Source organism: Variovorax sp. 05L425 (genome assembly GCF_056397705.1).
Genome location: NZ_JBFTNY010000015.1, coordinates 127,131 through 147,784 on the forward strand (window position 1 = coordinate 127,131; position 20,654 = coordinate 147,784).

Consider the following 20,654-nt stretch of genomic DNA (forward strand, 5'->3'; position numbering starts at 1 on the left):
CCGCCTTCTCTTCGGGAGACCCGCATGACGACGCGCGAAGAGGCGGCTCGCGAAGCCGCCGCGCTGAGCGAGCAGCTTCACCGGCACGCTCATCTGTACTACGTTCTCGACGCACCCGAGTTGCCGGACGCCGAGTACGACAAGCTGTTTCAGCGCCTCCAGGCGCTCGAAGCTGAATACCCCGACCTGCGCACGCCGGATTCGCCGACACTGCGCGTGGGCGGCAAGCCGCTCGATGGCTTCACCAAGGTTCGCCACAAGGTGCCGATGCTGTCGATCCGCACCGAAACCGACATCACGCCCGGCGGCGCCAGCGCCTTTGACGCGCGTGTTCGCAAGGAGCTCGGGCTGGCGGAAGATGCACCCCAGGTCGAATACGTGTGCGAACTCAAGTTCGATGGCCTGGCGCTGAACCTGCGCTACGAAAACGGCGTGCTGGTGCAGGCCGCGACCCGCGGCGACGGTGAAATCGGCGAGGACGTCACGCAGAACATCCGCACGGTGCAGCAGATTCCGCTCCGGTTGCATGGCAAGGCGTCCGAGATTCCGCCGGTCGTGGAAGTCCGGGGCGAGGTCTACATGCGGCGCGACGATTTCGACACGCTCAACGAGCGCCAGCGCGAAAAGATCGCGGCCGGCCAGAAGAACGAAAAGGTCTTCGTGAACCCGCGCAATGCAGCGGCGGGCGCGGTGCGCCAGCTCGACCCGGCGATTGCGGCGAACCGCCCCTTGAGCTTCTTTGCCTATGGGCTCGGCGAGGTCACGCCGCCGGAGCAGGGTGGCCCGAACTGGCCGACGCAGTTCGATTGGCTGCAGCAATTCGATGCCTGGGGATTCCCGGTGGCCTCGCAGACCGCCCGGGCGCGCGGCGCGCTGGAGCTGATCGCCTTCCACGAGACGATTGGCCGTCAGCGCGATGCGTTGCCCTACGACATCGACGGCGTCGTCTACAAGGTCGACAGCCTCGAGTTGCAGCGGCAACTCGGCTTCGTCTCGCGCGAGCCACGCTGGGCGGTGGCGCACAAGTATCCGGCGCAGGAACAGTTGACCGAGGTGCTTGCGATMGAAGTGCAGGTCGGTCGCACCGGCAAGCTGACGCCGGTGGCCAAGCTGGCGCCCGTGTTCGTCGGCGGCGTGACAGTGACCAATGCCACGCTCCACAACGAAGACGAGGCGCGCCGCAAGGATGTGCGGGTAGGCGACACCGTCATCGTGCGACGCGCCGGCGACGTCATTCCCGAGGTCGTCGGCGTGCTGCCGGAGAGCGCAGCCAGGCCGGACGACCAACGCGGGCCGGTGTTCACCATGCCGCACAAATGCCCGGTCTGCGATTCGGATGCGGTGCGCGAAGAGGGCGAAGTCGACTACCGCTGCACGGGCGGGCTCTTCTGCGGCGCCCAGCGCAAGGAGGCGATCCTGCATTTCGCGGCACGGCGCGCGCTCGACATCGAGGGTCTGGGCGACAAGCTGGTGGAACAGATGGTCGATGCCAACCTGATCCGGACGCTGCCCGATCTCTACAAGCTGGGCTTGTCGACGCTGGCCGGCCTGGACCGGATGGCGGACAAGTCGGCGAAGAACATCGTCGATGCGCTGGAGGCATCGAAGAAGACCACCTTGCCGCGCTTCCTGTTCGGCCTCGGCATCCGCCACGTGGGCGAGAGCACCGCCAAGGACCTCGCCAAGCACTTCGGCAAGCTCGACGCGATCATGGACGCGACCGAAGAGCAATTGCTCGAAGTCAACGACGTGGGCCCGGTGGTGGCGCAGAGCTTGCGGACCTTCTTCGACCAGCCGCACAACCGTGAGGTGGTCGAGCAACTGCGCGCCTGCGGCCTTCACTGGGAAGAGGGCGAGCCGGCCGCGCGGGCGCTGAAGCCGCTGGCGGGCAAGACTTTCGTCATCACAGGAACGCTTCCTACGCTGAGCCGCGACGAGGCGAAGGACAAACTGGAGGCTGCCGGCGCCAAGGTGGCCGGCTCCGTCAGCAAGAAGACCGACTATGTCGTCGCGGGCGCCGAGGCGGGCAGCAAGCTCGACAAGGCGCGCGACCTCGGCGTGGCGGTGATCGACGAGGCGCAGATGCTGGAGATCCTTCAAGCGGCCACCTGAACGGGCCCGACGGTGGCTTTACAAGGCTCCTGGCAAGCCCTGTCAACAAGGCGGATGATCCGACGTTGAACGGATGCGTGGCGACCAGGAGTCCTCATGAATCGAATTCGTCTTATTGGCGCTTGTATCGTGATCGGCGGGGCTGCCTTGCTCAGCGGTTGCGTGGCGTACCCGGCGGGGCCGTACTACAACGGCGCCGTGTATTCGGGGGCCTACCCCTACTATTCCTATCCGTATTCCTATCCGGCCTCGTATCCCTACTGGGGGTGGGGCGGACCCTCCGTCTTCATCGGGGGCTTCTACGGGTCCGGCTACTACGGCGGCGGGCGATATCCCTATTGGGGTCGTGGGGGCTGGGGTCACGGCGGATGGGGTCACACGGGCTGGGGTCAGGGCGGCTGGGGTCACGGGGGCTGGGGCAATGGCGGCTTCGGTCCTGGTCGGGGACCGGGCGGAGGCGGGGGGCGGGGGTTCGGCGGAGGCCGCCGCGCCTGAGCGTGGTGGCCTCGCGATAATCCCGCCATGGCCATCCGCGAAATCCTGAAAATGGGCGATCCCCGGTTGCTGCGCGTCGCGCAGCCGGTCGCAGCCTTCGATACCGACGAACTGCATCTGCTCATCCACGACATGTTCGAAACCATGCACGCGGTCAATGGCGCGGGCTTGGCCGCGCCGCAGATCGGCGTCGATCAGCAACTCGTGATCTTTGGCACCGACGCGGTGAATCCGCGCTATCCGGATGCGCCGCTCGTGCCGCGCACGGTGCTGATCAATCCGGTCATCACCCCCATCGGCGATGAGGAAGAAGAGGGTTGGGAAGGCTGCCTGTCGGTGCCGGGCCTGCGCGGCGTGGTGCCGCGCTTCGCCAACATCCGCTACACCGGCTTCGATCCGTACGGCGATCCGATCGACCGTACGGTGAGCGGCTTTCATGCCCGCGTCGTCCAGCATGAGGTGGACCACCTGCTGGGCAAGCTCTACCCGATGCGGGTGCGCGACTTCACGCGCTTCGGCTTCACCGAGGTCCTGTTTCCAGGCCTCGATGCGGGCGAGGACGACTGATCAGTTCAGCCTGATCAGTTCAGCCGACCGCCGCTGCCGGCGACGCTGAATCGTCCGGCGCCGAGGAAGGCGACTGCCATCCCGCCGAACAGGTACATGCCCTGCAGTTCGAGCGCCCAGCCACCGGTGTTTCCGAGGGCCCACAGGGTCTTCGTGTGCACCAGCCAGATCGCGAACAGCATGTTGATGACGACGATCCAGCCCGCCGCGCGCGCGTAGATCCCCGCGATCAGCAGCACCGGCGCCAGGATCTCGCCGATGAACACTAAATAGGCCAATGCGCCCGGGAGGCCATGTGCAGCGAGTTGGTTCGACACGAACCCGATGCCGCCGCTGAGCTTGGCGATACCGTGAAGAAGAATGAGCACGCCGAGCGCCACGCGCAGAACGAGCTTGCCGGTGTCATCGGAACGAATCATGGACGAGGAATCCTCTTTGGTCGGATAAAAAGGCCCCGATTGTGTTCGATGTCGATGAGCGTTTCGCGAATGTGCATCCAACCCGCGGTTCTTTGGCAGACTCTCACCTGCCTCGTAAACTGCCCGCTGCAGCTATTTCCAACAATGAAGAGGGTCTCCGAATGAACCAACGTTTCCGCCCGGCGCTTGCCGCCGCCGCCGCCGCCCTGGCTTTCATTGCCGCGCCGGCGTTTGCCGGCAAGACGCTCGACGCCGTCAAGCAACGCGGCAGCGTCAAGTGCGGCGTGACCAACGGCGTCGCCGGCTTCTCCGCGCCCGACACGCAGGGCAACTGGTCCGGCCTCGACGTCGACACCTGTCGCGCGATCGCAGCGGCCGTGCTCGGCGACGGCAAGAAGGTCGAGTTCGTTCCGCTCAACTCGCAGCAGCGCTTTTCCGCGCTGCAGGCGGGCGAGATCGACATCCTCGCGCGCAACACCACATGGACGCTGACGCGCGACGCATCGCTCGGCTTCCATTTCACGACGATCACCTATTACGACGGTCAAGGCTTCCTGGTGCCCAAGAAGATCAAGGTGACAAGCGCCAAGCAACTCAAGAACGCCACGATTTGTACTCAGGCCGGCACGACCAACGAGAAGAACGTCGCCGACTACTTCAAGGCGCAGAACATCCCTGTCAAGACCGTCGTGTTCGAGAGCTTCGAGGCCTCGTTCAAGGCATTTTTCTCCGGCCGTTGCCAGGCGTTCACGACCGACACCTCGGCGTTGGCCGGCCTGCGCAACAAGGAAGCGCCGAACCCCGACGACTATGTCATCCTGCCTGAACTGATCTCCAAGGAGCCGCTCGCGCCCCTGGTGCGCCGCGGTGACGACGAATGGTTCGCGATTGCCAAGTGGGTGCCCAATGCGCTGATCGAGGCCGAGGAGTTCGGCATCACGCAAGCCAACATCGACGATCTGAAGGCCAACAGCAAGGACCCGGCGCAGCAGCGGCTGCTCGGCACCAGCGACGACCTCGGCAAGTTGCTGGGTCTCGACAAGGACTGGTCCTATCGGGCCATCAAGGCCGTGGGCAACTACGGCGAAGTCTTCGAGCGCAACGTCGGTCCGAAATCCGTGCTCAAGTTGCCCCGCGGCGCCAACAACCTCTGGAACAAGGGCGGCCTGATGTACGGATTGCCGGTCCGATGAGTCGGCCGGCGGCCAGCGGGCGCCGCGCCGTCTGGTTCGCCTGGGCGGTACAGGGCGTGCTGATCGCGGCGGTCGTGGGTGGCGCCTTCTTGCTGGTCCACCATGCGCTCGAGGTGCTCCGGGCGCGCGGCGTGCGCTCGGGATTCGACTTTCTCCTTCAGCCGGCGGGATTCGAGATCTCCGAAGGGTGGCTGAATTTCAACGCGGGCCAGCCATTCTGGCGCGCCTTTCTGGCGGGATTGATCAACACGATCCGCGCCGCGATTCCCGCTGCTGTCGTCGCGGTCGTCTTCGGCACGCTGCTGGGCATCGGCCGCCTGGCGCCGCACGTGCTGGTGCGTGGCCTGTGCGGCGCGTACGTCGAGACGATCCGCAACGTGCCACTGCTGGTGCAGTTGCTGATGCTGTACTTCGCGCTCACGCAACTGCTGCCGGACTCGACCGAACCGCTCGAGCTGGCGAATGGCTTCTGGCTCAGCAAGGGCGGTCTTTCGATGCCGTGGCCGGTGAGCGACGAGGGCGGCTGGTGGCCGAGCCACTTCGAATGGCCCGAGCGTGGCAGCTTCAACGTGAGCGGCGGCGCGGCGCTGAGCCCGGAATACCTCGCGGTAGTGATCGCGCTGGCCCTCTACACGGCAGCTTTCGTCGCGGAGATCGTGCGTGCCGGCATCACGTCCGTTTCACAGGGGCAGAAACTGGCGGCGCAGGCGCTCGGGCTTTCGCCTTGGCAGCAACTCCGGATCGTGGTGCTGCCGCAAGCGCTGCGTGTGATCGTGCCGGCGCTCACCAATCAGTTGCTGAGCCTGACCAAGAATTCTTCGCTCGCCGTCGCGGTGGGCTATCCGGAACTGGTTTCGATCGCCAACACTTCGATCAACTCGACGGGCCGGGCCTTCGAATGCATCGCGGTGATCATGGTGATTTACCTCGGGCTGTCGCTGCTCATTTCCGCCGCAATGAACCGCTACAACGCGCGTGTCGCACTCCGGGGATGGCGATGAGCGGCACGGTCCGATCGCCCGTCGCATGGCGCGCGGAGCTGTGGGGATCACCGCTGCGCGCGGCGTCGACGGTTGCGCTCATCTTCCTGTTCGGATGGGCGGGTTTTCACCTCATCGATTGGGCTGTGCTGCATGCCGTGTTTCGCCCGGACGCCGAAGCCTGCCGGGCCGTGCAGCACGGCGCCTGCTGGGGCGTGATCGCCGAGAAGTGGCGGCCCATCGTGTTCGGGCGCTATCCCTACGAAGACCAGTGGAGGCCGGCGGTCGCTGTCACCGTGCTTTCCGCGACGACGATGCTGAGCGCCTGGCCGCGCACCTGGCGGTGGTGGCTGCTGCCAGTGTGGCTCGTGACGCTGGCGCTATTCCTGGTGCTGATGCGCGGCGGCATTTTCGGACTGGATCCCGTGCCCACCAATCGCTGGGGCGGATTGCCCCTCACCATCGGGCTGGCCGTCGTCGGACTGGCGCTCGCATTTCCACTGGCGCTGGCTCTTGCGCTCGGGCGGCGTTCGCAGTGGCCGGCCGTGCGCACGCTTTGCGCGACCTACATCGAGCTGGTGCGCGGCGTCCCGCTGATCTCGGTGCTGTTCATGGCCTCGTTCCTGCTGCCGTTGCTCTGGCCGGCGGGGTGGCAGCCCGATGTGCTGATTCGAGTTCTTGCAGGGCTGTCACTGTTTGTCGCCGCCTACCTTGCAGAGATCATTCGCGGCGGCCTGCAGGCGGTGCCGCGCGGACAGACCGAAGTGGCGATGGCACTGGGCTTCGGGCGCTGGCCGGTGCAGCGCGACATCGTGCTGCCGCAGGCGCTCCGGATCGTGGTTCCGGCGCTCACGAACAGCGTGGTGGGTACCTTGAAGGACACCTCGCTGGTCACCGTGGTGGGCTTGTTCGAGCTGACCGGCGCGCTGGGGCTTGCCCTCGGCGGCGATCCCACTTGGCGGCCGTTCTACCTGGAGGGCTACCTCTTCATCGCGCTGGTCTACTGGGTGCTGTGCTTCGGGTTGTCGAGGTACAGCGTGTGGCTGGAGCGGCGGCTGGCCACGGGGAGGGTTTAGAGACCACTCCTCAGGAAGCCAACGCCTCCAGCAGTTCCGTCTCGATCGCCGCTTGCGCCCGCTGGCCCTGCAATTCCGGCCCGCTGATCAGGAAGGTATCTTCCACACGCTCGCCCAAGGTTGAAACCTTGGCAAGCTGCAGATTGAGATGGTGCCGGGCCAGCACGCGTGCGACCGAATAAAGCAAGCCCGCGCGGTCGCTGGCCGAGATGCTGAGCAGCCAGCGTTGCGCCTTCTCGTCCGGCAGGAGGCTGACGCGCGGCTTGATCGGAAAGCTGCGCACGCGGCGCGAGACGCGGCCCTTGCTTGGCGTGGGCAGCGGACCCGCCTCGCTCAGCGTCTTGGTCAGCCCGGCCTCGACCATGTTGATGAGGTCGCGGTAGTGCTCCGGAATGAAGGTGGTGATCACCTGGAAGGTGTCGAGCGCGAAACCGTTGCTCGTGGTGTGCACCTTGGCATCCAGGATGTTGAAGGATGCCTGGTCGAAATAGCCGCAGATGCGCATGAACAGGTCCGGCAGGTCGGGCGTATAGACCGCGACCTGCAAGCCTTCGCCAACCGGCGACAGCCGGGCCCGGACCACCGGCGGCGTGCGCGGGTCGATGGGCACGCCCGGATGCGGGACGTGACGCGAAAGCTGTTTGGCATGCCAGGCGATCTCCGACGCGTCGTGGCGCATGAAGTAGCCGACGTCGAGCGTTTCCCAGAGCGCCTTGTGCGAATCCAGGGGCTCCGCGTGCAGCGCGAGTTGCACGAGGGCCTCGCGCTTGCGCGACTCGATCTCGGCGCCCGGGTCGGGCATGCGGCCGCCCAGAGTGCGCAAGGTCAGACGATAAAGGTCCTCGAGCAGCTTGCCCTTCCACGCGTTCCAGACGCGCGGTGAAGTGCCCCGGATGTCCGCGACGGTGAGCAGGTAGAGCGCCGTCAGGTAGCGCTCGTTGCCCACGCGCTTGGCAAAGGCGCCGATCACCTCGGGGTCGCCCAGGTCCTGCTTCTGCGCGACCTGGCTCATCACCAGGTGTTCTCCGACGAGGAATTCGATGAGCTTGGCGTCCTCGCGCGAAATCTCGTGCTGGCGGCAGAAGCGCCGCACGTCGCGCGCGCCCAGTGTCGAATGGTCACCGCCGCGGCCCTTGGCGATATCGTGGAACAGCGCCGCGATGTAGAGGATCCACGGCTTGTCCCACCCGGCCGCGAGCTGTGAGCAAAACGGGTATTCGTGCGCATGCTCGGCGATGAAGAAGCGCCGGACGTTGCGGACCACCATCAGGATGTGCTGGTCGACCGTATAGACATGGAACAGGTCGTGCTGCATCTGCCCCACGATGCTGCGGAAGACGCGCAGGTAGCGGCCCAGCACCGACGTCTGGTTCATGAGCCGGAGCGCATGCGTGATGCCGCGCGGTTGCAGCAGCATGCGCATGAAGGTCGCGTGGTTCACGCGGTCGTTGCGGAACTTGCTGTCCATGACATGGCGCGCGTTGTAGAGCGCCCGCAGCGTGCGCGCCGACAGACCGTTGACGCCGATCGTCTTCTGGTAGAGCAGGAAGGTCTCGAGGATCGCGTGCGGATCCTTGAGGTAGAGATCGTCGCTCGCGACCTCGATCAGCCCCGCCTTTTCGTAGAACCGCTCGTTGATGGGCGTCGGTTCCTCGAACTGCGGCTGGAGACGGTCGGCGATGTTCAGGAGCAGGATCTGGTTGAGCTGTGTGACCGCCTTGGCCGCCCAGTAGTAGCGGCGCATGAGCGCTTCGCTGGCCATGCGCTGCGATTCGCCGACATAGCCGAAGGTCGCGGCCACGGCGGTCTGCAGGTCGAACACCAGGCGGTCTTCGCGGCGGTTGGCCGTCACGTGCAGGCGGGCGCGGATCAGGCTCAGCAGCGCCTCGTTGCGCTTGATCTGCTGAATCTCGAAAGTGGTGGCCAGGCCGTTCTTGGCGAGGTCATCCCAGCGGTTGCCGAAGCCCGCGGCCTTGGTCATCCAGAGGATCGTCTGCAGGTCGCGCAGGCCGCCTGGCGATTCCTTGCAATTGGGTTCGAGCGCGTAGGGCGTGTTTTCGAACTTCTGGTGCCGATGCCGCATTTCCTGCGACTTGGCGGTGAAGAAGGCCTGCGGGTCGATGGCCGCGAAGAAGCTCTTGCGGAACGTCGCGTAGAGCTTCTTGTCGCCGACGATCAGGCGCGATTCGAGCAGCGAGGTCTGTACGGTGACGTCCTTCGCCGCTTCGGCGAGGCATTCCGACACCGTGCGTACGCTGGAGCCGATTTCGAGGCCCGCGTCCCAGCAATGGCCGATGAAGGCTTCGAGACGGCCTGGTTCGATGTCCTCTCCGTGGCCTTCGGGCAGCAGCAGCAGCACGTCGACATCGGAATACGGGAACAGCTCGCCCCGTCCGAACCCGCCGACCGCGACCAGCGCCAACTGGTTGCCGAAACCGGCGTCGGCCCACAGCGCGCTCAGTGTTTCGTCGGCCAGCGCGGCGAGCTGGCGCAGCACCGTGTGCACGCTGCGTGCGGGCGCGCGGGCGCTGCGGAGCTGGTCGAACAGGGCCAGCTTGTGGGTACGGTAGGCGTCACGCAACGAGGAAATGTCCACTGTGGCAGCCCTGGGAGGCCGATGCCACGTCAAGCCGCGGCGGTGGCGGTGACGAAAGCGGGCGGCGGCGGGCTGCCGGCCGAGAGCGTGAGCACCTCGTAGCCGGTCTCGGTGACAAGCACCGTGTGCTCCCACTGCGCCGACAGCGAATGATCGCGCGTCACGATCGTCCAGCCGTCGTATTGGCCGCCCTTGGCGTCTTCCTTGATCTCGCGCTTGCCCGCGTTGATCATCGGCTCGATGGTGAAGGTCATGCCGGGCTTGAGTTCTTCGAGCGTGCCGGGCCGGCCGTAGTGCAGCACCTGCGGTTCTTCATGGAAGCCGCGGCCGATGCCGTGGCCGCAGAACTCGCGCACCACCGAAAAGCCGTTGCTTTCGGCAAAACGCTGGATCGCGAAGCCGATGTCGCCCAGGCGAGCACCCGGCTTGACCTTGACGATGCCGTGCCACATCGCGTCGTAGGTGAAGGTGCAGAGGCGTTTCGCCGCGATCGAGGCGTCGCCGACGACGAACATGCGGCTCGTGTCGCCGTGCCAGCCGTCCTTGATGACGGTGATGTCGCAATTGATGATGTCGCCCTTCTTGAGCGGCTTGTCATTCGGGATCCCGTGACAGACGACATGGTTGACGGAGGTGCAGATCGACTTGGGGTAGGGCACGGTGCTGGCGCCCATGTAGTTCAGGGGCGCCGGGATCGCGCCCTGGACCTGCGTGATGTAGTCGTGCGCGAGCTTGTCGATCTCGTTGGTGGTGACGCCGGGCTTGATGTGGGGGGTGATGTAGTCCAGCACTTCGGAGGCGAGGCGGCATGCCACGCGCATGCCGGCCACGCCATCGGCGTCTTTGTAGGTAATGCTCATGGCCGGAATTATCCCATTCGGAACGTTAAAATTCAGGGTTAGCGCGGATGGCCCCAGTCAGCGGCTGCCGCCTCATTCTCTTCATTCCCAACGCGGCCGACTGGCCGATCCGAACGTGACGTTGCCCGTGAAACCGCCCCTCCATTCCGTTGCTCCCGTGGTGACTTTCTTCGAGGGCGGCAGCGCGCTCAGCGAATTCCGGGCGCAGCAACTGCTGCCGCGCCTCCAGGCCGTCGATTCGCGCATCGAGGGCCTGAGCGCCCGTTTCGTCCACCTGGTCGTCACCGACGCTGCGATCGACCCGTCGGCGCGCGAGCGCTTCGCGGCGCTCCTGGGCTATGGCGAGCCCTTCGTCGCGCCTGCCAAGGCCGGCCTGAAAGTCGTCGTCACGCCCCGCCTGGGCACCGTGTCGCCCTGGGCATCCAAGGCCACGGACATCGCGCACAACTGCGGGCTCGCGCTCCGCCGCGTCGAGCGCGTCACCGAATACCACCTGGCGCTGAAGTCGCCCCTGCTAGACAAGGCGCTGGGCAAGACCGCCACGCTCGAAGGCGACAAGCTCGCGGCGGTCGCCGATCTGCTCCACGACCGCATGACCGAATCCGTGCTGGCCCGGCTCGACCAGGCCGCCGGTCTTTTTGCCGAGTTGCCGCCGCAGCCGATGGCGCAGGTCGACGTGCAGGGCGGCGGCCGGGCCGCGCTGGTGGAGGCCAACAGGACCTTCGGCCTCGCGCTGGCGGAGGACGAGATCGACTACCTGGTCGACGCCTTCACCCGCCTGGGGCGCAACCCCAGCGACGTCGAGCTGATGATGTTCGCGCAGGCCAACAGCGAGCACTGCCGCCACAAGATCTTCAACGCCGACTTCATCATCGACGGCCAGCCGCAGCCGCAGAGCCTGTTCTCGATGATCCGCCACACCGAGCGCCAGAACCCGCAGCACACCGTCGTCGCCTACACCGACAACGCCTCGATCATGGAAGGCACGCGGATCGAGCGCTTCGTTGCCGCATCGGATTCCGGCAGCTACGCCAAGCAGGACGCGCTGAGCCACGTGCTGATGAAGGTCGAGACGCACAACCACCCGACGGCGATCTCGCCGTTTCCCGGCGCTTCGACCGGCGCCGGCGGTGAAATCCGCGACGAAGGCGCCACCGGCCGCGGTTCCAAGCCCAAGGCGGGCCTGACCGGCTTCACGGTGTCGAAGCTGTGGCCGAAGGACGGCAGCTACGGCAAGCCGCACCACATCGCGAGCCCGCTGCAGATCATGACCGAGGGCCCGCTCGGCGGCGCCGCGTTCAACAACGAATTCGGCCGGCCCAACCTGCTCGGCTACTTCCGCGAGTACGAACAGGCCGTGGGCAGCGATGGCGACACCGTGCAGCGCGGCTATCACAAGCCCATCATGATTGCGGGCGGCCTGGGCAGCATCGATGCCGACCAGACAAAGAAGATCCAGTTCCCGGCCGGCGCGCTGTTGATCCAGCTCGGCGGCCCCGGCATGCGCATCGGCATGGGCGGCAGCGCGGCGAGTTCGATGGCGACCGGCGCCAACGCGGCCGAGCTGGACTTCGATTCGGTGCAGCGCGGCAATCCCGAGATCGAGCGTCGGGCGCAGGAGGTCATCAACCATTGCTGGCAGCAAGGCGATGCGAACCCGATCCTCGCTATCCATGACGTCGGCGCAGGCGGCTTGAGCAACGCTTTCCCCGAGCTCACCAACGACGCCGGGCGCGGCGCGCGCTTCGACCTGCACGCCGTGCCGCTCGAAGAGTCCGGCATGGCGCCCAAGGAAATCTGGTGCAACGAGAGCCAGGAGCGCTACGTGCTGGCGATTGCGCCCGAGTCGCTCGACCGGTTCCGCGCGTTCTGCGAACGCGAGCGCTGCCCGTTTGCCGTGGTCGGCGTTGCGACCGAGGAGCGCCAGCTGCTGGTCGGCGACGAAGGCGCCGATGCGCAACCCGTCGACATGCCCATGGACGTGTTGCTCGGCAAGCCGCCCAAGATGCTGCGCGACGTCAAGACCGTCGAGCGTCGCTTCAAGCCCCTGGACCTGACGGGCGTGGATCTGCAGAAAGCAGCCATCGACGTGCTGTCGCATCCGACCGTTGCCTCCAAGCGTTTTCTCATCACCATCGGCGACCGCACGGTCGGCGGGTTGAGCCACCGCGACCAGATGGTCGGACCCTGGCAGGTGCCGGTGGCCGATTGCGCCGTGACGCTGGCCGACTACAAGGGTTTTGCCGGCGAGGCAATGAGCATGGGCGAGCGCACGCCGCTCGCGGCCATCGACGCACCGGCCTCCGGCCGCATGGCGGTGGCCGAAGCCATCACGAACCTGCTGGCTGCGCCGATCGAGCTGTCGCGCGTCAAGCTGTCGGCCAACTGGATGGCGGCCTGCGGCGAGCCCGGCGAAGATGCCGCGCTGTACGACACCGTCAAGGCGGTCGGCTTGGAGCTGTGTCCTGCGCTAGGCATCTCGATTCCCGTCGGCAAGGATTCGCTGTCGATGCGCACCCAATGGCAGGACGGCGGCGCCCAGAAGAAGGTGACGTCGCCGGTGAGCCTGATCGTGACCGCATTCGCCACGCTGGCGGATGTGCGCGGCACCCTCACGCCGCAACTCCATGCCGAAGAGGCCGACAGCACGCTGGTCCTGATCGACCTCGGCCATGGCAAGCACCGCATGGCCGGCAGTATCCTCGCGCAGACGCTGGAACAGAGCGGCGACATCGTGCCCGATCTGGACGATCCGCTAGACCTGGTCAAGCTGGCTGCGGCAGTCAATGCGCTGCGCGCCGAGGGCAAGATCCTCGCCATGCACGACCGCAGCGACGGCGGCCTGTTCGCCGCGGCCTGCGAAATGGCCTTTGCCGGCCATGTCGGCGTGGCGCTGAACGTCGACCTGCTGGTCACTGAAGGCGACGGCATCAGCGACAGCCGCGCCGAATACGGCGACGCCAAGAACTGGGCCGGCCAGGTCAGCGCACGCCGCGAGGAACTCACGCTCAAGGCCCTTTTCAACGAAGAGCTTGGCATGCTGCTGCAAGTGCGCACGTCGGAGCGCAACGAGGTCATGCAGACCCTGCGTGCCCACGGCCTGAGCACCCACAGCCATTTTGTCGGCAAGACCCGGCCTGATGCGTCGACCATGGACGCCGGCAAGGGCAAGATCGAAGTGTGGCGCGACGCCAAGGCCGTCTTCAGCGCCAACCTCATTGATCTGCATCAGGTCTGGGATTCCGTCAGCTGGAAGATCTGCCGCGAACGCGACAACCCGGACTGCGCCGACGCCGAACATGCCGCGGCCGGCGATTCGCAGGACCCGGGCGCGCACGTGCTGTTGGCGGACGGTGTCGCAGACAACGTTGCCGCGCCATTCCTGAAACTTGCGAAACCGAAGGTCGCCATCCTGCGCGAGCAAGGTGTCAATTCGCACGTCGAGATGGCCTACGCCTTCACCGAAGCGGGCTTCGAGGCTTTCGACGTGCACATGACCGACCTCCAGACGGGCAGGGCGGACCTGGCGGACTTCAAGGGCGTCGTGGCTTGCGGGGGCTTCAGCTATGGCGACACGCTCGGTGCCGGCATCGGCTGGGCGCGCAGCATCACCTTCAACCCGAAGCTGGCCGATCAGTTCAAGGGCTTCTTCGGGCGCACCGACACCTTCGGTCTGGGCGTCTGCAACGGCTGCCAGATGTTCGCCGAATTGGCCGACATCATTCCCGGCGCCGAAGACTGGCCGCGCTTCACGACCAACCAGAGCGAGCGTTTCGAGGCGCGCCTGTCGATGGTCGAAATTCTTGAATCGCCCAGCCTTTTCTTCGCCGGCATGGCGGGAAGCCGTCTGCCGATCGCGGTTGCGCACGGCGAGGGCTACGCCAACTTCAAGCACCGTGGCAATCCGGCCAAGGCCATCGCCGCGATGCGCTTCGTCGACAACCACGGCCAGCCGACCGAACGCTATCCGTTCAACCCCAACGGCAGCGCAGGCGGCCTCACATCGGTGACCACCGCCGACGGCCGCTTCACCGCGCTGATGCCGCACCCCGAACGGGTGTTCCGCAACATTCAGATGAGCTGGACGTCAGGCGACAAGAGCGAGTTCAGCCCCTGGCTGCGAATCTGGCGCAACGCCAGAAAGTGGGTGGGCTGAACGCCCAGAGCGCGACTACACCCTCGCGCAGGACATCACGCGACGCCAGCGCTCGCCCAATCCGCACGATTCGCGGCGGCGTTGAGATATGCTCCTATCGTGCAGCGCGCCGCCGCGATCATCGGTTCCGCGATCTTCCTGGTCATCGCTCCGGGCACGCTCGCCGTGTACGTCCCTTGGTACCTCACGCACTGGCACTTCGCGCCTCCGCTATTCCCGATCGCGCGCGTGCTCGGCGCCGCCCTGATCGTTGCCGGGTTGCCCATCTTGCTCGATTCGTTCGCTCGCTTCGCGTTGCAGGGCCTCGGCACACCGGCGCCCGTAATGCCTCCCAAGCGCCTCGTCGTCACCGGGCTCTATCGCTACGTCCGCAATCCGATGTACGTCGCAGTCACGGCGTTGATCGCCGGCCAGGGCCTCCTGTTCGGGAGCGTCACGGTGCTGGAGTACGGCGCGATCGTGTGGGCCGGATTCTTCTTGTTCGTTGTCGCCTACGAAGAGCCTGCACTGGGCGAGCAGTTCGGCGACGAGTACAAGCGCTACCGGGCGAACGTGAGGCGATGGTTACCGCGCATCACCCCATGGCGCGGGTAGGTGGTAAGAACGCTGCGTGCGCGTCGTCGTCCAGCATCGCGATTCGCACGGCAATCGCGTCGCGCGCGTCACGTTCAAGGCCGGGCAAGCGGTCTCCGAGCCACCCGAAGGTGGCGAGGGCCGCTTTTTCCTTCCAGAAACACCGCGGAACCGGCTCCGCCGGCCCGCTGGTGTTGCCCCCGGCGAGGGGGTGGGCGGCTACACGAAGTGAGCCAACCTGGGGGAGAGCCAGTTACTCGACTTTTGCCTTGGCGCGCAGTTCTTCCTGGTACTTCTGCAGACGCTGCTGCTGCAGTTGCTGAATGATCTGCGGTTTGACTTCGTCGAACTTCGGCAGCTGTGCCTGGCGGATGTCGTCAACGCGGATGATGTGATAGCCGAACTGTGTCTTGACCGGTGCGGCCGTGGTCTCACCCTTGTTGAGCTTGACCATGGCTTCGGAGAACTCAGGCACGAAGCTCGACGGCGAAGCCCAATCCAGGTCGCCACCGTTGGCGCCCGATCCCGGGTCCTTGCTCTGCTTCTTGGCGACGTCCTCGAACTTGGCGCCCTTCTTGAGGTCGGCGAGGATCTTCTTGGCCTGGTCTTCGGTCTCGACCAGGATGTGACGTGCCTTGAATTCCTTGCCGCTGTTGGCTGCAGCGAACTTGTTGTATTCGGCTTGCGCGTCGGCGTCCGAAACGGTGTTGGTCTTGCGATAGTTGTCGAACAGCTGGCGGATCAGGATGGCCTGGCGCGCGAGTTCGAGCTGGTTCTTGTAGTCCTCGGTCGAGTCGAGGCCTTGCTTCTGCGCTTCCTGCATGAACACTTCGCGGGTGATCACTTCTTCGCGCAATTGCCCTTGCATTTCCGGCGTGACCGGACGGCCGGCGGCGGCCAGCTGCTGTGCCAGCACGTCCATGCGTACCTTCGGCACCGGCTTGCCGTTGACGATGGCCGCGTTCTGCGCAAGCGCCGCGAGGGGAACCGCGCCAAGGAGCACGGCGGCCGCGAAGGCCTGCAAGATTTGTTTCTTCATAGGGGGAGCCTCGGTCCTGGAGGGAAGCGCGCGAAGGCGCGAGTGAAAAAAGCGCTGAAATGAAAAGGGGGAATTTTTGGCCGCACGGGGCGGCAGGTGTGATCAAAGCGCTTCAAAGCGTTTCGATGGCAATCGCGTGAAGACCCCGTGCGATGAAAACTTGCAGCGCATCATACACAAGCCGATGTTGCGCCACGCGGGGCTTGCCGGCGAACAACGGCGAGGCGATGCGGACGCGGAAATGAGTGCCGTAGCCATCCGCATTGGCGCCCGCATGACCGGCATGCGCGGCGCTTTCGTCGATCACTTCGAGTTGGGTCGGCTGAAGCGCGTCACGCAGACTCGCTTCGAGATCCGCAGATGTCGGAAGGCTCATGCAGCAGGCTTGTCGGACTTGAGGTAGGGCGAGATATACAAGCCCTGCGCGACCAGGAAGACGATCGGGAACACATAGCCCCAGAGCTTGAAGTTGACCCACGCCTCGGTGCTGAAATACGCGGCCACGTAGCCATTGAGCACTGCCATGAACACGCAGTAGGCGATCCAGGCCACATTCAACCGCCCCCAGATGTGCGTGGGCAGCTCGAGCTGCGCGCCGAGCAGCATCTTGAGGAAGTTCTTCTTGAAGACCCACAGCGCAATGGCCAGCGCCACCGCCATGGCACCGTAGAGCACCGTCGGCTTCCACTTGATGAAGCGGTCGTCGTGCAGTGCCAGCGTGAGCGATCCGAAAAGAAGGATCAGCACCAGCGTGGCCTTCTGCATCGGCAGCAGCTTGCGTTCGGTGAACCAGATGATCGCCATCTGGATGACCGTGCCGGCCATGAGCACGCCGGTGGCGGTGTAGATGTCGTAGAGCTTGAACGCGCCGAAGAACAGCAGGATCGGGAAGAAATCGAGGATCAGTTTCATGGTCAGGGGATCCGGGATCAGTCGGTCTCGCGCTTCTGGAAGTCCAGCGAGGCCGAGTTCATGCAATAGCGCAGGCCGGTCTCTGTCGGCCCGTCCGGAAACACGTGGCCAAGATGGGCGCCGCAATTGGCGCAGACGTTTTCGGTGCGAACCATGCCGTGCGAGCGGTCGACGATGTTGCGGATCGCGCCGGGCACCGCTTCCTGCGAGAAGCTTGGCCAGCCGCAGCCGGCGTCAAACTTGGTGGCCGACTCGAACAGCTTGGCGCCGCAGCAGATGCAATGGTAGGTGCCGTCGTCCCAGTGGGCTTCGTACTTTCCGGTGAAGGGGCGCTCGGTCGCTGCATGGCGCGTGACCTCGAAAGCGGCGGGTTCGGCGCCTTTATCGGCAAGCACGGCTTTCCATTCGGCGTCGGTTTTCTGGATGGGTTCGGTCATGATGAGCAGCTGATTTCGATCGTGGAAGCCCAATCGGGCGGGAAACCGGCGAAAGCCTCGTGGCCGGCGTGCTCTTCAAATGGGGTTTCGAGCAGCGCGAGCAAGGTGGCAACGCCGGAATAGTCCTTCTGCTGCGCGGCTTCGATGGCTTGCTGGCCCAAGTGGTTCCGCAGCACGAACTTGGGGTTGGACTGGATCATCAGGTCGGCCGCCCGCGCCGCTGGAATGCCCTTGCGGCGTTCCGAAAACGATGCCAGCCAGCCGTCGATGCCGGCGCGGTCGATGAAGAGATCGCGCACGACGTCCGGATTGTCGCCTGCCACGAGGCCGGACAGACGCCGCCAGAAGATCGTGTAGTCGACCTTTTCCTGCGCCAGCAGTTTCAGCACGCCCTCGATGAGCGCGCGGTCGGATTCTGCCGAGTCGATGAGGCCCAGCTTGGCCCGCATGCGTGCCTCGAATTCGTTCGGGAAGACAGTCTTGTACGACTCCAGCGCGGCGATCGCGATTTCCTGGTCACCGATCAACGGCAGCAGCGCCTGAGCGAGGCAGAACAGGTTCCAGTAGGCGACGTTGGGCTGCTGGTTGTAGGCATAGCGGCCGGACGTATCGCTGTGGTTGCAGATGTGCCGCGGATCGAAACCATCGAGGAACTGGAAGGGCCCGTAGTCGATGGTGAGCCCGAGGATGCTCATGTTGTCGGTGTTCATCACGCCGTGGCAGAAGCCGACCGCCTGCCACTGCGCGAGCAGGGCGGCTGTGCGCTCGCTCACCGCTTCGAGCAAAGCCGCGTAGGCGTTGCCGTTGAAGCGGTCGGTGGTCCGGCAGGCGGGGTCGTAGCGGTCGATCACGTAGTCCGCCAGGGCGCGCAGTTCGTCGTCGCGCTGGTTGGCGGCGAAATGCTCGAAGTGCCCGAAGCGGATGAAGCTCGGCGACAGGCGGGTGACCACGGCCGCGGTTTCGAGTTCTTCGCGGCGCACGCGGGCGTCCGAGCCGGTCACGCAAAGTGCCCGGGTCGTCGGGATGCCCAGCGCGTGCATCGCCTCGCTGCACAGGAACTCGCGGATGCTGGAGCGCAGGACGGCACGGCCATCGCCCATGCGGGAGTACGGCGTGAGCCCGCTGCCCTTCAACTGGACTTCGAGGCCGCCCGCTGTCTCGCCGAGCAGGATCGCCCGGCCGTCGCCGAGCTGGCCGGCCCAAACGCCGAATTGGTGCCCGCTGTAGACGGTGGCGATCGGCCGCGTTCCGGCGATGGGGGCGTTTCCGGTGAAAGCCGCCAACCCTTCGTCCGATTCCAGCAAGGACGGATCCAGGCCGAGCTCGCGCGCGGCCAAGAGGCTGCGACCGACCCAATAGGGCTCCGGCAGCGGGCGGGGCTGGAGTTCGGTGAAGAATTGGGAGCCCAGGCCTGAAAAGCCGGGGACCCAGCGCAGTCCGAGGTCCACGACGTCGGCTTCGTCTGCAAGCATGGTCATGGGCCGGATTGTCCCGCACCGGACGCCGACCCCAAAACGCAAGGGGAATGGTGCTACTGTGGCGCCCATGGACGGACTCATGGTGCGCACCACAGCGCAAGGCAAGGTCGAAGGCGTCGACGACACCGTCGGCAGCGGTACCTATTACTGGAAGGGCATCCCCTTCGCCCAGCCGCCGGTCGGCGCGCTGCGCTGGCGCGCGCCGGTCGAGCCCGAACCCTGGACCGGCATCCGCGAGGCGCGCGAATTCGGCCAGCCCTGCCTGCAAGTCGGCCGCATCTATGGTCCGGGTACCAACAATACCTGCGACGCGACCATTGCGAGCACGCTCAATACGCCGGTCGGCAGCGAGGACTGCCTGACGCTCAACATCTGGCGTCCCGCGAGCACTGACGACAAGCTGCCGGTGATGCTGTTCATCCACGGTGGCAGCAACATCTCGGGCTATAGCGCCGACCCCCTTTACGACGGCGCGAACCTCGCCCGGAAGGCGAATGCCGTGATCGTCACCGCGAACTACCGGCTCGGCGTCTTCGGCTTTCTGAATCTTCCGCAATTGCGGCCCGGCGGATCGGAGGGCGACGACTCCGGTAATTTCGCGCTCCTGGACAACCTGGCGACGCTGCGCTACATCCAGAAGAACATCGCCGCCTTCGGTGGCGATCCCGGCAATGTCACGGTGATGGGCCAATCCGCCGGCGCCATCAACCTGCTGGCGTTGATCGCCTCGCCGCTGTCCGAGGGACTCTTCCATCGCGCCATGCCGTTGAGCGGCGGGATTTCGCTCGCCAGCAACCTGCCGCAGGGCAGCCTGCCGACGCTGATGCCCGCTTCGACCTACCTGGCGCAGGGCAATGCGCTGCTGCTGAATCTGCTCGTGGCGGACGGCAAGGCGGCCGACCTCGACGCCGCTGCGGCGTTTGCCGCCAGCCAGACGAAAGAACAGATCGCCGAGTTTCTGCGCTCGCTGGACGGGAAAGCCATCCTGAACACCGTGTTCGCCAAGGGCCTGACCGGCTCAGGGCCGATTCCGGACGGCGTGGTGTTGCCCGCCGACCCGATCGCCGCGTTCGCCGCCGGGCGCTATACGAAGATGCCGATGGTGGTCGGCGTCACGCGCGACGAGGGCAAGCTGTTCGCGGCGTTCCTGACGCTGTTCGGCGGCAAGCCCGGCATCAAGATCGACGACGCGACGCGCTTCACCATGATGCAGAACTTCGATCCGGACGCGCCGACCACGCTGACGTCCGCCGACATCCTCGACGCGTCGTACCTGCCCGTGGAAACGCCCGAGACAGGTTACGACGCAATGACGGCGCGAATCACCCAGGGCTTCATGATGCGCAGCCGCGACAACCTGCTCGACACCTTGAAGACGCAGCAGGCGAACGTCTGGCATTACCAGTTCGACTGGGCGCAGGAGCCCGCGCCGTGGAACGAGATCTACGGCGCCGCGCATGTCTTCGATCTCGGCTTCGTCTTCGGCAATTTCGGTCCGTCGCTGTTCTCCAATGTGACCAACAGCGCCGCCAACCGCCCTGGACGGTTGGCCCTGTCGGACGCCATGATGGCGAGCATCACCGCCTTCCTTCGCGCCGGCGATCCGAACACGCCCGAACTCGGCGCGCACTGGGCGCCGTGGCCGTCGAAGATCGTCTTCGACGCCAGCCCGGACGCCGCCCGCATCCAAACCCACTAGGCCCGCAACAGGCTCGCAATAGGCCCGCCCGCCGCGGGTGAACTACAACTCGCGACTGCGGG

The 20,654-nt window shown here is 65.6% G+C and carries 17 protein-coding genes; 9 read left to right on the plus strand and 8 right to left on the minus strand.

What is annotated here, in order from left to right; genetic code table 11:
* Positions 1-24 precede the first annotated feature (24 nt).
* The 3 genes from ligA to def all read left to right on the plus strand — a co-directional run bounded on the left by ligA (position 25) and on the right by def (position 3,174).
* Positions 25-2,112 carry an NAD-dependent DNA ligase LigA gene (gene ligA, locus AC1DN9_RS18165; RefSeq protein ID WP_478102594.1) on the plus strand — a complete coding sequence of 696 codons (2,088 nt, stop codon included), beginning with the start codon at positions 25-27 and terminating at the stop codon, positions 2,110-2,112.
* A gap of 96 nt (positions 2,113-2,208) precedes the next feature.
* Positions 2,209-2,607 carry a hypothetical protein gene (locus AC1DN9_RS18170; RefSeq protein ID WP_478102595.1) on the plus strand — a complete coding sequence of 133 codons (399 nt, stop codon included), beginning with the start codon at positions 2,209-2,211 and terminating at the stop codon, positions 2,605-2,607.
* 27 nt (positions 2,608-2,634) lie between these two features.
* Positions 2,635-3,174: a peptide deformylase gene (def, locus tag AC1DN9_RS18175; RefSeq protein ID WP_478102597.1), complete on the plus strand. Its 540-nt coding sequence runs from the start codon at positions 2,635-2,637 to the stop codon at positions 3,172-3,174.
* A gap of 14 nt (positions 3,175-3,188) precedes the next feature.
* Here def and AC1DN9_RS18180 read toward each other — a convergent pair whose 3' ends face one another.
* Positions 3,189-3,593 carry a DoxX family protein gene (locus AC1DN9_RS18180; protein ID WP_478102599.1) on the minus strand — a complete coding sequence of 135 codons (405 nt, stop codon included), beginning with the start codon at positions 3,591-3,593 and terminating at the stop codon, positions 3,189-3,191.
* A 161-nt stretch (positions 3,594-3,754) separates the two neighbouring features.
* On the opposite strand from AC1DN9_RS18180, the gene AC1DN9_RS18185 reads away from it, so the two are divergent.
* From AC1DN9_RS18185 to AC1DN9_RS18195, 3 genes are read left to right on the plus strand one after another with little or no spacing between them, the layout of a single operon-like run.
* Positions 3,755-4,786, plus strand: a complete 1,032-nt coding sequence (locus AC1DN9_RS18185; protein WP_478102601.1) for an amino acid ABC transporter substrate-binding protein — start codon at positions 3,755-3,757, stop codon at positions 4,784-4,786.
* On the plus strand, positions 4,783-5,787 hold the full coding sequence (locus AC1DN9_RS18190; protein WP_478102603.1) for an amino acid ABC transporter permease: 1,005 nt from the start codon (positions 4,783-4,785) through the stop codon (positions 5,785-5,787). Before AC1DN9_RS18185 ends, AC1DN9_RS18190 begins: the two co-directional genes overlap by 4 nt.
* Positions 5,784-6,842, plus strand: a complete 1,059-nt coding sequence (locus AC1DN9_RS18195) for an amino acid ABC transporter permease (RefSeq protein ID WP_478102605.1) — start codon at positions 5,784-5,786, stop codon at positions 6,840-6,842. The genes AC1DN9_RS18190 and AC1DN9_RS18195 overlap by 4 nt, the downstream gene beginning before the upstream one ends.
* 10 nt (positions 6,843-6,852) lie before the next feature.
* Here the strand turns inward: AC1DN9_RS18195 and AC1DN9_RS18200 are convergent, their stop codons facing one another.
* Entirely contained in the window at positions 6,853-9,438 is a 2,586-nt protein-coding gene (locus tag AC1DN9_RS18200) for a [protein-PII] uridylyltransferase (protein ID WP_478102607.1), read from the minus strand.
* Positions 9,439-9,467: 29 nt separating this feature from the next.
* Positions 9,468-10,298 carry a type I methionyl aminopeptidase gene (gene map, locus AC1DN9_RS18205; protein ID WP_478102608.1) on the minus strand — a complete coding sequence of 277 codons (831 nt, stop codon included), beginning with the start codon at positions 10,296-10,298 and terminating at the stop codon, positions 9,468-9,470.
* Between the two features lie 157 nt (positions 10,299-10,455).
* On the opposite strand from map, the gene purL reads away from it, so the two are divergent.
* Together purL and AC1DN9_RS18215 are read left to right on the plus strand one after the other, a co-directional pair.
* Positions 10,456-14,454: a phosphoribosylformylglycinamidine synthase gene (purL, locus tag AC1DN9_RS18210; RefSeq protein ID WP_478102609.1), complete on the plus strand. Its 3,999-nt coding sequence runs from the start codon at positions 10,456-10,458 to the stop codon at positions 14,452-14,454.
* An 81-nt stretch (positions 14,455-14,535) separates the two neighbouring features.
* The gene (locus AC1DN9_RS18215) at positions 14,536-15,048 is read left to right on the plus strand and encodes a methyltransferase family protein (protein WP_478102611.1); all 513 of its coding nucleotides are present in this window, start codon (positions 14,536-14,538) and stop codon (positions 15,046-15,048) included.
* Positions 15,049-15,280: 232 nt separating this feature from the next.
* Here the strand turns inward: AC1DN9_RS18215 and AC1DN9_RS18220 are convergent, their stop codons facing one another.
* The 5 genes from AC1DN9_RS18220 to AC1DN9_RS18240 all read right to left on the minus strand — a co-directional run bounded on the left by AC1DN9_RS18220 (position 15,281) and on the right by AC1DN9_RS18240 (position 18,893).
* Entirely contained in the window at positions 15,281-16,066 is a 786-nt protein-coding gene (locus tag AC1DN9_RS18220) for a foldase protein PrsA (protein ID WP_478102612.1), read from the minus strand.
* Between the two features lie 112 nt (positions 16,067-16,178).
* The gene (locus AC1DN9_RS18225; protein WP_478102614.1) at positions 16,179-16,442 is read right to left on the minus strand and encodes a BolA family protein; all 264 of its coding nucleotides are present in this window, start codon (positions 16,440-16,442) and stop codon (positions 16,179-16,181) included.
* Entirely contained in the window at positions 16,439-16,978 is a 540-nt protein-coding gene (locus tag AC1DN9_RS18230; RefSeq protein ID WP_478102616.1) for a septation protein A, read from the minus strand. Before AC1DN9_RS18230 ends, AC1DN9_RS18225 begins: the two co-directional genes overlap by 4 nt.
* Positions 16,979-16,995: 17 nt before the next feature.
* Positions 16,996-17,415: a peptide-methionine (R)-S-oxide reductase MsrB gene (gene msrB / locus AC1DN9_RS18235; RefSeq protein ID WP_478102618.1), complete on the minus strand. Its 420-nt coding sequence runs from the start codon at positions 17,413-17,415 to the stop codon at positions 16,996-16,998.
* Positions 17,412-18,893, minus strand: a complete 1,482-nt coding sequence (locus AC1DN9_RS18240; protein ID WP_478102620.1) for a protein adenylyltransferase SelO — start codon at positions 18,891-18,893, stop codon at positions 17,412-17,414. The genes msrB and AC1DN9_RS18240 overlap by 4 nt, the downstream gene beginning before the upstream one ends.
* Before the next feature lie 79 nt (positions 18,894-18,972).
* Between AC1DN9_RS18240 and AC1DN9_RS18245 the strand changes: the two genes are divergently transcribed.
* On the plus strand, positions 18,973-20,592 hold the full coding sequence (locus tag AC1DN9_RS18245; protein WP_478102622.1) for a carboxylesterase/lipase family protein: 1,620 nt from the start codon (positions 18,973-18,975) through the stop codon (positions 20,590-20,592).
* Positions 20,593-20,654 lie beyond the last annotated feature (62 nt).